The sequence below is a fragment of the Ilumatobacter sp. genome, from assembly GCF_049588435.1.
Lineage (GTDB): Bacteria > Actinomycetota > Acidimicrobiia > Acidimicrobiales > Ilumatobacteraceae > Ilumatobacter_A.
The window spans coordinates 1-15,593 of sequence record NZ_JBAVYV010000188.1; the positions used below are offsets into that span (position 1 = coordinate 1).

Below are 15,593 nucleotides of genomic sequence, written 5' to 3' on the forward strand. Positions count from 1 at the left end.
GACAGAGGCTGCTCCGAGGCCATCCTCATCGAACAGAACCGGGAACTCGGTGCCATCGGAGAGGCGAACGAGGACGGCACGGACCGTGCTCTTCCCCTCGGTATCGGTGAACGCCTCAATGTGGATGTCCGAGATCGCGGTGGACTCGCGAAGCTCGACCCGTGCGGTGGGTCGAAACCCACCGAGAATCGAGGGATACGTCCACGCGGTTCCGGGGTCGTCGTCGAACGCGTACCCCACACGGTGGCTCGGCGATAGGACGGCCGTGGCATTCACCGACGATGAGATGTCCGACGCATCCGGGTACCAAAGCACGGCGTCCGCACCCTCGACCCCGGGATGGTTGGATCGGACGGGCCGGCCGACCTGCTGGTCCGGTCCGAGCGACGCCGAATACTGAGGTTCGAATCCCAGCAACGTGCGCAGTCGGAGACGAGCGCTGTCGCTGAGCACGACACCATCGGCGACGGCCACCGCCCGAGCGAGGTCCTCGTCCGACGTGGCACCCGCGGTCACGATCGGCCCGGCGTCATCGAGTTCGCCCAACCGTGCGAGGGTGACCCAGGTATCCGTGTCGCCGTCGACGACGAGCGGCGATTCGGACGGCGTCACGTGGAGCATCGACGTCGGGCTGCGCAGCCTGAACACCTCCACCGGCTGCAACTCCCGTTCGGCCATCGAGACGGAATCGGTCAGCGTCCGATCAAGTTCCGATCCGACGTTCTCCCCCGGCAAACCGAACCCGGCCACTCGTTCGAAGTCCGGATCTTCACGCAACGACGCGTAGCTCGCAGGTCGCGGGAGGTCCGTGGTGCGCCACTTCAGGTCGTTGCGAATGACGATCTCGGTGATGCCCAGGCGTCGAGCCAGGTCACCCAATATCCCGGGTCTGTAGGGGCGGGACTGTGCGGTCGCCACGAACGTTTCCAGCGCGTCGGCTCCGACCGGCGTCGACAATGCGACCCCCGTTGCGATTGCATGCGGACGAGCAAGCGAGGCGTCGACGATGTCGTCACCGACCGAACCCCACTGGTACTCCACGCGTGACGCGGCCGGCAAGAACGTCGTGCGACCTCCTTCGGGCTGCGAGTCGAGGAACTCGAAAGCCTGGTCCCAGTAGTCCGGGACCTCGTCGAAATCGTTGGCCGGGTGGTACAACGAGCCCGTCCAGAACGGGAACGAAACGGCAAGCACGACCGTCGCGGTTCCGATGATCGGCAGAGCCCGAATGATGGGCGACGACCGATGGAGGCGTGTGATGAACGCCACGATCCCGAGTGCCGCGAGTGCCGAGATGCCGACGGTGAGTCCGCTCGCGCTCTTGTGGGTGTTGCGGAACGCGGTGACGGCCTGGACGTTGTCGAGGGCCCACTGAAACGCTCGACCGATCGATGTCGGACTCGATCCGGAGAACGCTCCGACGACGGTCGCAAGAGACACCACGACGAAGATGGCGAACACCAACCGCCGGCGTTCATCGAGATATGCGAGCGCACCCATGGCGACGATCGGTAGAGCGAATGTGGCAGCGATGATCAGGCCGTTGGTGAAATAGTCCGAGCCCTGGGGTTCCAGCAACTGGCCTTGGATCGAGACATAGGACAGCCAGTTGCCGAGGCCACGGATCGACTCGGACCACGAGGACGTCTGCGCGTAGGTCGTCGCGAGTTCGGTGTCGGCCAGACGCGACCCGAACGACGCAGCAGCGGTCGAGGTCTTCACCAGCATCCACGTACTCACGCCAATCGACAACGCCGCCGCGGCGCCACACCAGGCGACGGAATGTCGGAGCGTCGCCGAGCGCTCGACAACGATGAGGTAGGCAACGGCGGCTCCGACGATGAGACCATGGAACATCAGCCCCGGGAGATCGGGATTGCCGATGACCCCGACGACCAGAGCGAAGATGGCCGCCCATCGCCATGGCCGTGCCGATGTGATTCCACGCAACGCGATCACGGCGAGCCACGGACCGATCGCGAACAGGAAGTACAGGTTCGACGGCACGAGGAACGTGGCCGAGTGCGGACCGAACGCGCAGAAAAGTCCGGCGAGAAAGTGCTCGACTCCGATCCGGGGTCGGACCCAACGCATCAGTGCCACGGCCCCGAGGGCGGCCGTGACGAGGCAGACCACATGTAGTCCCCGCTCGGCCACCCACGTCGGCGCCCCGAGCGACCGCAGAACCGCCCCGGGCAGGGTCGTGGCTGGCCAGAGGTCCTCGCGCGGAGCGCCGAGACCTCTGGTCCCGTCCCACGAGCCGAACCATCGGGCGATTCGTCGCGCAGGGTTGGCGTACTGCTCGTATCGGTTGTCGGACACGTACCGTCCCCACGACGACGCCATCGTCGCCGCCGTGGCCAACACGGAGTAGACGACCCCGACGGGCCACAGACGACGCCGCCACACCGGATCGTTCGCATCGGTCCCGAGGGCGTCGACCGGTTGAGGGTCGGCGGGTCCTGCGGGGTCCTCGGACGCCGTCGCTCGATCGATCATGGGTCAGCTCACCAGCGGCACGGATCGTGGCGTCGTCGCGGCTTGCTCACCTCGTCCGAGTTCCATCGCTGGCGTCTCGATCAGGCGGTAGCTCAAGGTGGCGATCACCACGGTGAGAACACCGGCCACCACCGTGGACGTGACGAAGGGCCAGAACCCGATGCCGATCGACCACCACGACTCCATCTGAGCGAGGACGGTCTGGTGCCAGAGATACACGCCGTAGGAAATGACGCCGAGGCTCGCGAGAACGGGCCGGCGCAGAGCGCGGAACAACGGATGGTCGCGGTTGCGACCCACCACTGCCGGCAGCAGCACGAAGAATGCAGCCATCCCCTGGAAGAACGCTCTGACCAGCGCTCCCTCCGTCGAACGCCGCGCTTCGAGCCCGAGCGACTCACCGGTGAACGCGACGATGGAGAGGTACGCCACCGCCGCGCACGCGAAACAGACACCGACGCTGTCTGCGAACCGTTGCATCGCCTGCGGGATCCGCCCCATCCCGTCGGTCCACGCAACGGCGAGCGCCAACAACATCCCGAGTGCGAACCAGTCCAGGTAGCTGGGCAGCCAGCGCGAGGCCCAGATGGGAGAACCCCAGGTGTAGCTGGCATACCTGACGAACATCGCCGTGAGGTACATCGTCGCGAGCAGCACGAGTTGGGCCGTCATCCTGCGCCTCCGACGGTCGATGCGTTTCGACAGCCAGAACATCGCCGTGCCGGCCACGGGCACGAACAGGTAGAAGCCGATCTCGATGCTCAAACTCCATGCCACTCCCAATCCGCTGAACGCGGGAATGGGAGGCACGTACGGGTCGATGAGCAAAAAGATCGCAAGCGGATTCGACGGGGCAGTCTGTGAGCTGGTGGCAGTCAGTGCCCACGCGATCAATACAACCCAGTACGCGGGGTAGATCCGAACGAAACGCCTGATGAGGAACCGGCCTCGTGCCGGAAGTGCGGATTGTTCGATCGCAGCCGAACAGAACGGCCGGTAGAGCAGGAACCCGGAGAGCAAGAAGAAGACCGACACCGAAAAGTTACCGAGATTGTCGATGACGCGACTCCCGAAGCGGTCGGGTTGGTCGAAGCCCGTTCGCGCCGCGGTGTGGAAGATGAGCACACCCATGGCAGCTAATCCTCGGTAGCCCTCCAGCGCGGCGAACCGTCCGCCGTGGGGCTGACCGACGATGTCGCTCAGCTCCACGTGCGAACCCATCATCGACTCGTGTCGATCTGCACATCGTCCCAGGTGCACGACCCGGCGTTCGCGCCAGTGGAGATCAACCCGAATGAGCCTCCGAGTGGTGCCTCCTCGATGTCGAGCGCGACCGATGCCTCTCGAGCGTTGATCCGCATCGTGGCGGTTCGCTGCCCCACCTCGAGCACGACCCGGACGGTCGAGCCGTCGGCGTCGAGCAGAGTGGCAAGTTGTTCCGTCTCTCCCCCGGACCGCCGCTCGAGGGACCACACCCCGAACGCGGGGACACGCTGCAGCGCGATGTAGTCGTCCTCGGACGTGTACCTCGCCACCACACCGCACTGCCCGCTTCCACCGACATCTGCAGCGACGGAACCGACGGCGGCGTTCACGAGCAGGATCACGTTGGGGTCGTTGTCGGCCGACTCCACGAGGATGGCCTTGCCGACGTCGACTCCCCATGTCCCCCGAACGGGTTGCCACTCCTGCCCCTGCCCGTTCGCTCCCAGAGTTTCCAGGTCATTCGTTCGGTCGAAGGAGTCAGCCGCCCTCGCCTGGAACGCCGTCTGGTCGCCACCGGAGGTCGTCGCGAGTTCGTCGCGCATGAGGTAGGAGAACGAACCGGCAACCGCCAGGACGAAGAGGATTCCGGCCGCGAGCTGGATCCACGCGCCATCGGAGGCACGGCCACCCGTGTCGGACCCATCGACGTCGCTCCCCCCATCGGCGTCGGCGGGGCCGTCGGTCCGACCGGGCTCGACCTCTCGTCCGATGTCCCCCAGCGAGTCGCACTCGGGGTCGTCATCGAGATCAGGCGGCTCCGCCTCGGTCTCGATGGCACCGATCGGGGGGTGGTCCGCGCCAGGGTCGGCGTCGGAGGAGGAGGAGGAGGAGGAGGAGGAGGAGGTTGTCCCAGATCTGATCCTCCGACCGCGACGCACTCTCATCGGAGCAACATCGAGCGGGCGGCTCGCCAACGATCGAGGACGATGGTCGACACCCCGGCAGCCACGGCTGCGGCCAGGTTGGCGCCGAACCACGCACGGGCGCTGGACACGGGGTCCTCACGCGTGAACCACAGCCCAGCCATCACGGCGAAGATACCAAAACCCGCAGTGATCAAGGCTGTCGCCGGACCGTCGCCGTCCACTCGCGCGCGCGCCAGGAGCATCGTCGTCACCGACCAGGGCAATCCCGCTGCCAACAGGATCGGAAGCACTTCGACCGTCGTGTCGTATCCCGCCCCGAACAGCAGATTCGTCGACGGTTCGGCCAGTGCGAATGCTCCCGCCGCGATCGTTCCCGTGAGCGCCAGGCTCCACAGCAACCCGCGCACCAGTGCAGTGCGGCGATTCGCCGCGTTCGCGGAACCCTCGATGACGATCACGTGGCTCATCGTCACCGGCACCACGAAGACAACCGCCATGATCAGCCACGCGAGGTAGAACGCTCCGTTCTCGGCGGCGGTGAGGTTCGCCATCACCGGGAACCCCACCACCGGGCCTTGCACGGCCATCGTTCCGATCCAGTTGACACCGGCGAAACGCGCCTCCGGAATCACGTTCGAGAGGTGAGTCGTGAGGCGAGCTCCCACCCGGCGCCAGGCGTCTCGGGCGAGCAACACGGCGCACAGGACACCCGACGCAGCATTGACACCCGTGTTGAGCATCAACAGAGCGAGTGGCGAACCGCGCAGTGCAGGAACCAACACCATGATGCAACGAACGACGTTCACGACCACGGCTCGCAGGACCACGAACTTTCCGAGACCGAGGGCGACCAGTCGGATCTCGACGAGCAGCACGAGCGACAATCCGGCGACGACAGCCGCCATCAATCCCACGCCCACCGCCGGTCCCCAGATCGTGAGGGCGTCGTAGGTTGCCGAGCGCAGCTGAGGCCCCGCCACCACGGCGAAGATGATCGTCCCGATGATCGAGGAACCGATGGTCACGAGGAAGGACCACAGGAGCATCCCGGAGGCCTCACGCTGCGTTGGTGCAAGGTCGAGTCGTGCGACGAGCACCGGGAGCCCCATCGAGGTCAACTGATTGATCAGTGTGATCCAAAAGAAGAGCGAAGCCTGGACGCCCAACTCCTCCACCGAGACGTATCGCGCCGCGAACGCGTTGAAGGCCAGACCTCCCAACCCCATGGCGACGACCGAGAAGAGCATCGCCGTGGTCCCGCGGAACAGGCGGCTCGGGCTCTGGGGTGCGCACGCGTCCGGCGGGCCGTCGGTCGGGCCGTCACCGTTCCGAGCGTTGTCGACCCCGCCCTTGCCCACGGCCAGTACCGTAGGCTTCGTTCGACCGTGTCGATCAATCGTCGACATCGGCTACCGCTCCTGGTGCGGCAGATCGACCTCAGGTCAGGACGGGGACGGACCTCATCGCCTCGGCGATCGCCTCGTCGGGCAGTTCATAGTCGACCATGTCGCCGTGGAGGTACTTCTCGTAGCTGGCGAGGTCGAGGTGGCCGTGCCCGCAGAGCGCGGTGAGGATCACCTTCTCCTCACCGGTCTCCTTGCACGCGAGCGCCTCACGGACAGCAGCCGCGATCGCGTGCGTCGGCTCCGGCGCCGGAACGATCCCTTCCGCTCGGGCGAACCGGATCGCCTGCTCGAAGCACTCCCGCTGCGGGATCGCGATCGCCTCGACGAGACCCTCGTTGTAAACGTGTGAGACCAGCGGCGCCATGCCGTGATAGCGCAGGCCGCCGGCGTGGATCGGCTCGGGGATGAAGCTGTGGCCGAGCGTGTGCATCTTCAACAGCGGTGTCATTCCGGCGGTGTCGCCGAAGTCGTAGCGGTACTCGCCCTTCGTCAGGGTCGGGCATGCGGCGGGCTCGACGCAGCGGATGACCGGGTCCATCTTCCCGGCGAGCTTCTCGCGCAGGAACGGGAACGCGAGCCCACCGAAGTTCGATCCGCCGCCGGTGCACCCGACGAGCACATCGGGTGTCTCGTCGACCTTCGCGAGCTGCAGCAGGGCTTCTTCACCGATGATCGTCTGGTGCATCAACACGTGGTTGAGGACCGAACCGAGCGCGTACCGCGCCTGGGGGTCCTCGACGCACATCGCAACGGCCTCGGAGATCGCGATCCCGAGCGAACCGGTGTGATCGGGGTTCTCGGCGAGCAGGCTGCGACCGAACTCGGTGAGTTCCGACGGGCTCGAGTGCAGCGTCGCACCCCAGATCTCCATCATCGTCTTGCGATGCGGCTTCTGCCGGTACGACGCAGCGACCTGCCAGATCTCGCATTCCATCCCGTACTGCGCGGTCGCGAACGCCAGGGCGCTCCCCCACTGCCCGGCACCGGTCTCGGTCGTCAGCTTCGTGATGCCCTCTTTGTGGTTGTAGTACGCCTGGGGCACCGACGTGTTCGGCTTGTGCGAACCGGCCGGGCTGACGCCTTCGTACTTGTAGTAGATGCGCGCCGGGGTGTCGAGCATCTCCTCGAGGCGCTTCGCCCGGAACAGCGGGCTCGGACGCCAGATCTTGTAGACGTCGAGCACCTCTCCCGGAATGTCGACGTAGCGCTCGGTCGTGACCTCCTGCTCGATCAACGCCATCGGGAACAGCGGGGCGAAGTCCTCCGGGCCGGCGGGTTCGTGGGTGCCCGGATGCAGCGCCGGAGGCGGTGGAGTCGGGAGGTCGGCGACGATGTTGTACCACTGCGTCGGGATCTCGGACTCGTCGAGGAGGATCTTCTTGGGGGTGTCGTGTCCAGCCATGCGGCGAACGTAGTGGACTAGGTTTGGGGGCACAATCATGGGACTTTTCAAACGACGCGACGAGACCAGAGAACAGCTCGAGGCCCTGCGGTCGGAACTGAGCACGATCCGTGCACGACTCGACGAGAGCGAGGCTGCCAAGCAGCGTCTGGCCGAACATCTCGGTCGTGTCGAGGCCGATCACCGCCAACTCACCGGTCAGGTCGGAACCGTCGAATCCAAGGTCGGGACGGTCGAGTCGAAGGTCGGCGATGTCGAGACGAGAGTCGGGTCGGTCGCCGACTCGATCGCCCCGGCCATCAACGATGCGCTCGGCAGCGCCGCGACCACGACCGAGATCGAATCCGTACGTGCCGAGATCGTCCGGCTCGGCTCGTTGGCCGCGCGGGTGGACGATCTGAGCGACACGATCTCGATCCAGCGCGCGACACTTCCGCCGCCGACCGCCGCACCCGACCACGACGTCCTGGCCGTGCTGCAGCAACAGCTCGACCAGCTCGCCGAGTTGATCGTCCGCCAGCGCGAGCACATCGCCGACATCGCCGTGGTCGCCACCGACTCGGCGGAGCGCACCGATACGGCGATCGCCGAGATGCGTTCGACCATCGATTCCGACGTTGGTCAGGCACGCAACGTCGTCGACACCGAGACCCGCAATCAGCTCGGGTTGCTCGCCGAGCGCGTCGGCGCCATCGATTCGCGCGTCAATCAGGTCAGCCTCGAACTGACGAACCAGTTGACCGAACTGAGCAACGACGTCGACCGTGCGTCGGGTGCGCAACCCGTCGACGGAGAGGCGATCGACGAACTGATCGCCCGCCTCGACGGTGTCTCGGGCGGTCAGGAACGGTTGGCAAACGAGCAGGCTCGCTACGCCATCCAGTTCCAGGCCGACCTGGCCGATCTGGCCGAGCGGATGCGTCGACCCGGAACCCGCTGACCGGGTTCGACCGGCGGCGACGTCCGGCGGATCAGGCTTCGTCGTCGACGATCAGTTCGTCGCCCTCGCCCTGGCCGTCACCTTCGATGTCGCTCTCGCCGCCCGACGAGCCGTCGTCAGTTCCGTCGACACCGTCGGTGCCGGTGTCGGTCGCGGTGCTGTCGCCCTCGACACTGGTGTCCAGTCCGAACCGGTCGACCGCGTCGTTGATCAGCTGATTCGCCTCGTCGACCCTCTCCTGATACGTACCGAGATCACCCGACTCCAGCGCGGCGTCGGCCTCGGCGAGGACGGAATCGATCCGCACGAGGACATCCTCGGCGTTCTCGTCGAGCACCACGACCTCATCGTCGGGAGCGTCGGAGTCCGTCGCGTTCTCGGATGCGGTCGTTCCCGTGCGGTCGCCGATGTCGGCATCGAACCCCCGGAAGAGTTCGCTCAGCGCCTGCCCGATCGTCGGGGCGAGCACGGACGTCTGGTTGTAGGTGACGATCACTTCGCGGAACTCGGTCGCTTCCGGCACCTGGGCGCTGTCGGTCGGCACGCTCACGTAATACGGGCGGATGTAGACGAGTCCGTCGGCGACGGGCACGGCCTGCAGGTCACCGAAGCGCACCTTGGTGCCGCCACCTTCGGTGTTGTCACGCGAGATCCGGAACGAGATCTCGTCGGTCGTCTCGGCGCTCGAGGCGACGCGCAGCGGTCCGTCGGGCAGCGACTCACCCGGTTCGGGAACCACGACGTAGCTGATCAGATCGCCGTAGTTCTCGGGATCGGACGACGCGGTCATGTAGGCCTGGAGTTGGGTGCGTTGATCGGCCGTCGAGAACTCGACGAAGGGACGGAAGATGACGAACTCCTCGGTTGTCTCCGCGTCGTCCGGATTCGTGTCGAAGTAGGTGTAGTAGGGCGTGAACCGCAGCGTGTTCGACTCGCTGGCGAACGTGGTCGAGGCGGCGGTTTCGGCGGTCGGCGCGGCCGCGGTCGCCGTGCTCACGCCGGGGAACTGCCCAGGGGCCTGTGCGACCGACCACGCTCCGTCCCGACGGAAGAACTTCTCGGGTGCGATCCGGTACTTCGAGTACCGGTCGGTCTGCACGCGGAAGAGGTCCTCGGGGTACCGGAGGTGCTCGCGCAGTTCGTCGGGCATCTCCTCGAACGAACTGAAGAGGTCGGGGAACGCCTGCTGCCACGCCCGAATGATCGGGTCGGCCTCGTCGACGACGTACAGCGAGACCTCGCCCGTGTACGCATCGACGACCGCCTTCACGCTGTTGCGCACGTAGTTGTCACTGGGCGCCAACCCCGACTCGTCCGACAACTGGACGTCGCCCACGCTCTCGGAGTACGGGTATCGGCTCGTGGTCGTGTACGCATCGACGACCCAGGCGACGCCACCGTCCACCTCGACCGGGTACGGATCGGCGTCGTAGGACAGGAACGGGGCGAGCTTCTCGAGCCGGTCGTTCACGTTGCGAACCCACAGCATCTGCGAGTCCTTCTCGATCGCGCCCGACGCGAGGATGTTGTACTCGAGGAAGGCCAGGGCGAACGACGCCCGGCGGGTGAACGAACTCATCCGCACCCCGAGGTCACCCTCGTAGTCGATCGGCTCGGCGCAGGGGTTCTCGACCGACTCGCTGTTGCTGATCGCGTAGCCGTCGATGCTCGGGCTGAAGTACAACTCGGGTCGTTCGAGATCGGGGACCGTGTAGGCGGGGCGGCGGTTCGCCTGGACCGAACTCGCCGGCGCGACCACGAGGCCACAACCGTGCGTGTTGATCAAGCGCAGGCTCTGCCACGTCGTGTTCGCCAGCCCGGCCTGATCGAGTTCGAGCGCCGCGACGAGCACCTGCTCGGAGTCGGGCTGCGCGGTGCTGTCGAGGTTGTACCGGTCGACGTCGAGGTCGTCGATCGTGAGACCGGCTTCCCGGCCTTCGTCGAAGATGAACCGGCTGAGCATCGCCCCCGGGTTCAACAAACGGACGTTGTCCAACGCTTCGATGTCGCTCTCGACATCGGATGCCGACAGGGTGTCGAACGTGACCTCGCGGGATTCCACCTCGGACAACCCGTACGCGAGTCGCGTCGCGTCGACGTTGCGTTCGATGTACTCCGATTCCTTCGCCTCCTGGTCGGGGTTGACGATGAGGCCCTGCACGATCGCGGGGTAGATGATTCCGCCGACGATCGACACGACGAGCCAGAGCGCCGATGCGATGATCGGTGCCCGGAACGATCCGGTACGAATCACCGAGAGGTACAGCACGGCGGTGAAGACAGCGACGAGGATCAGCAACATCAACGCCGGGATCCGCGCCTGGACGACCGAGTAGGTCGCGCCCTGCACGATGCCGGTCTGAGCGTTGGTGAGTTCAAACCGATCGAGCCAGTAATCGCCGGCCTTGAGGAACGCGAGCAGGGCGAGCAGGACCGCCACATGGGTCTTGGTCGCCGTACTGACCGATGGGACGGGCGAGACCAGCACCACACCGCCATTGAGGATGTGCGCGGCAATCGTCAGCAGCAGCACCACGATGACGGCGACGAACATCCAGTCGAGCAGGAAGCTCAGGAACGGCAGATCGAAGACGTAGAAGCCGACGTCACGTCCGAATTGAGCGTCGGACGTCCCGAAACTCTGCGAGTTGCGGAACAGCAACCATTCCTGCCAGCGCCCGATCGCGGGTGCGGCGAGGAGCAGGGCGAACACCAACGCGACCCCGTAGCGCAGAATCCGCAGCCGTCGACCGAAGATGTCGTGGAATCGTTCCACGTAGGGATGCACGTTGGCCGGGAACGACTCGGGAGCGGTGCGGTCGGCGACGTACAGGTTGACCCCTGCCATCACCGCGAAGATCAGGAAGAACCCGACGAACAGCGTCGCCTTCGCCCCGATCGCGCCCCAGAACACATCGTTGCGTCCGAGCGAGTCGTGCCAGAGAAAGTCGATGTAGAAGCGTGCGATCGCCCGCCCGAAGATCAGTACGAACAACAGCAGCGCACCGAATGCAATCAGCACGCCGCGGCCGCTGACGCGCCTCCGTGGACGATCGGCTCCGAGGTCCTGAGGTCGCCGCATTGGCGCCGAGATTACCGGTCCGCGGGCATCAAGATGCAGCGGCAACCGGGATGTGCGGGAGTGCACAGGTGCCCGGTGGGAAATGCCTGGCCCGCTGCGACCGCTCCCTCGAGACGATTGTCATCGCAATCGGGGCAGACATCGTGGCTGGGATCGGGCGTCCACTGCACCGGCGTGTCCAACTCGAACGAGGCGAGAACGCCGCGTCCGTGCGCGGCTCGGAACACGTCGTCGAGTTGCTCGTCGATGTGTTGGGTCTTGAACTCGCGGTACACCGAGCGGATCTTCTTCGTGATCGCCGCATTGTCACCGTCGCCTTCGGCGATGCAGCGCTCGAGGCGGTCGCGCAACGGTGCGACGAGCCCACGAGCGATCGCCTCCGATGCCTGCTGGACCGCCTGCTTGCCGGCTGCTGCGCGGAGCTTTCCCGACGAGGTGCCACTCGTCAGCGTGGCACCCGCGTTGGCGGCCTCGAGCAGGTCGTCGGCGATCACGCTCGAGTAGCGCTCGGCGTGGTGGTTCGCCCACGGGAGCAACGCATCGAGGTTGCGAACGGGGTCGCTGCGACGCAGCGCGTCGAGGACTTCGTTCTGCTCATCGGCGAGCACGCGCTTGAGCTTGCGCGCGCTTCCGACGATCAACGGCGTGAGGTCGGCATCGCGCTGCTCGAACGGCGTGACCTCGCGCTCCTCGTCCGGATTCTCGTCCTGGCCGCGCGCGGCGTCGTCGGAGTCGGCATCGGAGTCGGCATCGATGACCGCAGCAGCTGCGTCCGGTGCGTCCGCGTCAGTAGCGGCTGAGATCACGTCGTCGGAGTCGGCTTGGTCTGCTTCGTCGGGGCGCTGATCGTCGGCCGTCGCCCGGATCCGGGCGAAGAGGTCGACGACGACATCGTCGACCGAGCCGTCGTCCGGGTCGGGGCGGTTCGCACGCTCGGGTGCGGTCACGCCCGCCAGATCGGACCCGGGATCGGAGTCATCCTCGATTGCGGCGTCGACCTCGACGCCGTCGGCATCTTCATCGTGATCGACGTCGGTGGTGTCGGTCCGAGTCGCGGGCGCGTCCGAATCCGGGTCCGATTCGGTGGCGGACGTGTCGTCGAGCTCGGCGGTATCGCCCGACGCCGCCGCCACCGAGTGGGCGTGGATGCCGACGATTTCGGCCATCGTGCCGCCATCCTCGCCGTCGTCGGCATCATCTGCACCGACATCGGCGTCGTCGGTTCCAGCGACCACGGTTCCGTCGACGTCGGCCCCATCGTCGTCGAGGTCGTCGATCGCGTGGTCGTAGATCGCACCGGTCGAGTCGCCCGTGGCGGGCTGCTCGACATCCGCCTGATCGACATCCGCCTGCTCGGCGGCCGTCTCCGGATCAGCGGTCGCGGCCTCCGTCTGCGTCGCCGTCTCGGCAGCTTCGTCGGCTCGGCCGGAACTCGGTGCCATCGCCTCGCGTGCGACCATCACCGGGACCGGGCCGGTCGACGGCTGCAGGTTGACGTACTCGTCCGGTTCGCCGAGCGGCTGCATCTCGGCGACGACGTCGACGGCGACGAGACGTGCACGCTCGAACGCCTGCATCAGCCGATCGCGACCGTGGACCAGCTGTTCGATCTGCTCGCGCGCGAGTTCACGGCGACGGGCGAGTTCGCTCAGGACCCGTTCACGGTACGCCCGCGCCTCGTTCACCATCTCGCGGCCCTGCTGCTTGGCCATCGAGATCTCGGCCTCGGCGTCGTTGGCCGCATCGGCGCGGCGACGCGATGCCTCGATCTCGGCCTCCTCGCGCAGGCGGATCGACTCGTCGCTCGCCTCCATCAACATCTGGGCAGCGGCCTGCTCGGCCTTCTCGCGGATCTCGTGCGAGCTCTCGCGTGCTGCGTTGAGGATGCGGACGGTCTCCTCGCCGAGCATGCGCGTGAGGGTCTCGTCGTCGAACTGCCCAGCCGAGAGGTCGGGTGTCGCGCGTGCCGCTTCGAGTTCACGTTCGAGCACGACCTCGCGGTGGGTCAATCGGGTGAGTTCCGCCGACACGGTGTGCAAAAAGGCGCGAACTTCGGCCTGATCGAAACCACGACGGGTCGTCGGAAATGTCGCGTCGGCAACCTGCGCCGGCGACGCTGGATCTGGTCGGGGAATCGACATGGCCATTCACGCAACGTTACGCGGCATCCCCGCTCAGGTGGTGGAGGGTGTCACTGCAGACACGAGTCCGATCGGTCAGAGCACGATCGGATCGCCACCGAGCGTCTCGAGGACCTCGAGCGCATCGTCCAACGTCGCGACGGGGATCAGGACGACCTCGCCGTGGCCGGCATCGTTGAGGCACTCCCACCGGCACACCCCGTCGTCGGGATGGTCGGGGTCCGGGTCGGAGAGTTCGTACTGCTCCGCGGGGATCAGGAACACCTCGACCCCGTGCTGGCGCACGGTGTTCACCTTCTGTTCCAACCCGCCGATCGGTCCGATGGTCCCGTCGAGACGGATCGTCCCCGTGACGGCGATGTCGCGTCCGCCGGTCAGGTCCCCCTCGGTCAGTTCGTCGATCAGCGCCAACGTGAACGCGGCGCCGGCCGACGGGCCTCCGACGGCAGCGGTGTCGATCGAGACGTCGAACGGGAGGTCCACGGTGCGCGAGTCGAACGGGACGAAACCGATGATCGTGCGATCGGGGTCGGTCGGGTCGCTCGATAGCTCGACCTCGACGACGCTCGTGTCGGAACCGGCCCGATCGATCTTCATCTCGATGGTGTCGCCGGGTTCGGCCCCTTCCAGTTCGCTCGACAGGTCCTCGATCGTCTCGATCGGAGTTCCATCGACCTCGAGGATCGTGTCGGCAGGTTCGAGCACGGCCGCCGCCGGGAACTCCTCGGCACATTCGAATCCGTCCTCGGATTCCTCCCGACACAAGATGTCCTGCACGACGACGGCCCCCAACTCGAGCGTCGGGTCGTAGCCCGCCGCGGTGAGGGCGAGGTACTGCGCCTCCTGCGTGGCGGTGCGCATCTGCTGCAGCGCGATCTGGCGGTTCTGTGTCGCGGTCCTCGTGCCGTTGCGACCTTCCTCGGTGAGCATGTCGACGACCGGATCGGGCTTGCCGACCAGCCACGACAACACCGACTGGGGCGGTTGGCTGATCGTGACGAAGAAGAAGTCACCATCGGTCTCGTACACCTCGACGTCATCGGGGAGGTCGCCGTACACCACCCGTTCGTTGACCGACTCCGCCGACGCGGGGACCCGCGCGTACGGCGCGGGCTGCTGCTCGTCGAGTCGGGCGTTCTCGGTGCGCGCGATCACCTCGGACGGCACGAGCGATGCCACGCCGATCGCCCCGAGTCCGACGATCGAAATGATGGCGAGGGTGCGTGCCCACCACCGCTGACGCGGCGCGACGAGTACGATGGGCGATGTCGTGTCGGTCACTGATCTCACTACTGCTGCTGCTTGGATGGCCGGTCTGGCGATCGTCGCCCTCGTGTTCGCGGGCTGGCGCAAGACTGCCAGAGCCGCCCCCCGAACACCACGCGCCGAACCGAAACTTCGTCGACCTCGCGTGCCGATCGGGATCGCCGAGTCGACGGTTCCCCTCTACAAGCCACCGAACGTGATCCGCCGGGTGCTCTCCGGAGTCGCAAGCCTCGGTCTGGGCGTGGTCATCGGAATCGTCAGCGCCATCGTGATCGCCTTCGGGTCGGCGTTCCTCGTGATCACCATGACCGATCTGCTCAAGTCCTGACGCCGTGGCAATCCCCGGTCCCGACACGACCCTCGCCGATCGTCGGCGCGCCGTCGCAATCGCCGGCCACACCGGCGACATCGATCACGCTCGATCAGCGCTCGCCGACCGCGATCCGTCGGTGCGCAGCACCGCACTCGGTGCGCTCGAACGGCTCGGATCCCTCGCCGACTCCGAACTCGACACCGGCCTGACCGACCCCGACGTCGATGTCCGCCGACGCGCCGCCGAACTCGCGGCCACCCACCCCGACGTCGATCTGCTCGGTGCACTGCACGACGACGACCCGCGGGTGATCGAGGTCGCGGCGTGGGCGTGCGGCGAGCACGAGTCCGACCGCGACGAGATCGTGGCCCGCCTCGTGGAACTCGTCGCCGAGTCTGACGAACCGCTCGTC

At 66.4% G+C, this 15,593-nt stretch carries 11 protein-coding genes; 3 read left to right on the forward strand and 8 right to left on the reverse strand.

Going from position 1 to position 15,593, the window contains the following annotated elements; genetic code table 11:
- The 5 genes from WBV89_RS06870 to WBV89_RS06890 all read right to left on the reverse strand — a co-directional run.
- Positions 1 to 2,499 (reverse strand): alpha-(1->3)-arabinofuranosyltransferase domain-containing protein (locus tag WBV89_RS06870; RefSeq protein WP_423980589.1); only part of this gene is annotated, 2,499 nt, incomplete at its 3' end.
- Between the two features lie 3 nt (positions 2,500 to 2,502).
- On the reverse strand, positions 2,503 to 3,720 hold the full coding sequence (locus tag WBV89_RS06875; RefSeq protein ID WP_423980590.1) for an acyltransferase family protein: 1,218 nt from the start codon (positions 3,718 to 3,720) through the stop codon (positions 2,503 to 2,505).
- On the reverse strand, positions 3,720 to 4,649 hold the full coding sequence (locus WBV89_RS06880; protein WP_423980591.1) for a hypothetical protein: 930 nt from the start codon (positions 4,647 to 4,649) through the stop codon (positions 3,720 to 3,722). Before WBV89_RS06880 ends, WBV89_RS06875 begins: the two co-directional genes overlap by 1 nt.
- Positions 4,646 to 5,989: a lipopolysaccharide biosynthesis protein gene (locus WBV89_RS06885; RefSeq protein WP_423980592.1), complete on the reverse strand. Its 1,344-nt coding sequence runs from the start codon at positions 5,987 to 5,989 to the stop codon at positions 4,646 to 4,648. The genes WBV89_RS06880 and WBV89_RS06885 overlap by 4 nt, the downstream gene beginning before the upstream one ends.
- Before the next feature lie 79 nt (positions 5,990 to 6,068).
- Positions 6,069 to 7,439, reverse strand: a complete 1,371-nt coding sequence (locus WBV89_RS06890; RefSeq protein ID WP_423980593.1) for a TrpB-like pyridoxal phosphate-dependent enzyme — start codon at positions 7,437 to 7,439, stop codon at positions 6,069 to 6,071.
- 37 nt (positions 7,440 to 7,476) lie between these two features.
- Between WBV89_RS06890 and WBV89_RS06895 the strand changes: the two genes are divergently transcribed.
- The gene (locus WBV89_RS06895) at positions 7,477 to 8,379 is read left to right on the forward strand and encodes a hypothetical protein (protein ID WP_423980594.1); all 903 of its coding nucleotides are present in this window, start codon (positions 7,477 to 7,479) and stop codon (positions 8,377 to 8,379) included.
- Positions 8,380 to 8,410: 31 nt separating this feature from the next.
- Here the strand turns inward: WBV89_RS06895 and WBV89_RS06900 are convergent, their stop codons facing one another.
- The 3 genes from WBV89_RS06900 to WBV89_RS06910 form a co-directional block, all read right to left on the reverse strand.
- On the reverse strand, positions 8,411 to 11,401 hold the full coding sequence (locus WBV89_RS06900; protein WP_423980595.1) for a UPF0182 family protein: 2,991 nt from the start codon (positions 11,399 to 11,401) through the stop codon (positions 8,411 to 8,413).
- 71 nt (positions 11,402 to 11,472) lie between these two features.
- A complete protein-coding gene (locus WBV89_RS06905; RefSeq protein WP_423980596.1) occupies positions 11,473 to 13,608 on the reverse strand; it encodes a DivIVA domain-containing protein in 2,136 nt (711 codons plus the stop codon).
- Positions 13,609 to 13,677: 69 nt separating this feature from the next.
- On the reverse strand, positions 13,678 to 14,883 hold the full coding sequence (locus WBV89_RS06910) for a S16 family serine protease (RefSeq protein ID WP_423980597.1): 1,206 nt from the start codon (positions 14,881 to 14,883) through the stop codon (positions 13,678 to 13,680).
- A gap of 25 nt (positions 14,884 to 14,908) precedes the next feature.
- On the opposite strand from WBV89_RS06910, the gene WBV89_RS06915 reads away from it, so the two are divergent.
- Complete coding sequence (locus WBV89_RS06915) at positions 14,909 to 15,196, forward strand: hypothetical protein (protein ID WP_423980598.1); 288 nt, start codon at positions 14,909 to 14,911, stop codon at positions 15,194 to 15,196.
- Between the two features lie 4 nt (positions 15,197 to 15,200).
- A partial coding sequence (locus tag WBV89_RS06920; protein ID WP_423980599.1) for a HEAT repeat domain-containing protein occupies positions 15,201 to 15,593 on the forward strand: 393 nt, incomplete at its 3' end.

Excerpts from the sequence above, each read along its gene's own strand:
- WBV89_RS06880 (WP_423980591.1), bottom strand. The coding sequence starts at position 4,649 with ATGAGAGTGCGTCGCGGTCGGAGGATCAGATCTGGGACAACCTCCTCC.
- WBV89_RS06875 (WP_423980590.1), bottom strand. The coding sequence starts at position 3,720 with ATGGGTTCGCACGTGGAGCTGAGCGACATCGTCGGTCAGCCCCACGGC.
- WBV89_RS06915 (WP_423980598.1), top strand. The coding sequence starts at position 14,909 with ATGGCCGGTCTGGCGATCGTCGCCCTCGTGTTCGCGGGCTGGCGCAAG.
- WBV89_RS06895 (WP_423980594.1), top strand. The coding sequence starts at position 7,477 with ATGGGACTTTTCAAACGACGCGACGAGACCAGAGAACAGCTCGAGGCC.
- WBV89_RS06905 (WP_423980596.1), bottom strand. The coding sequence starts at position 13,608 with ATGGCCATGTCGATTCCCCGACCAGATCCAGCGTCGCCGGCGCAGGTT.
- WBV89_RS06890 (WP_423980593.1), bottom strand. The coding sequence starts at position 7,439 with ATGGCTGGACACGACACCCCCAAGAAGATCCTCCTCGACGAGTCCGAG.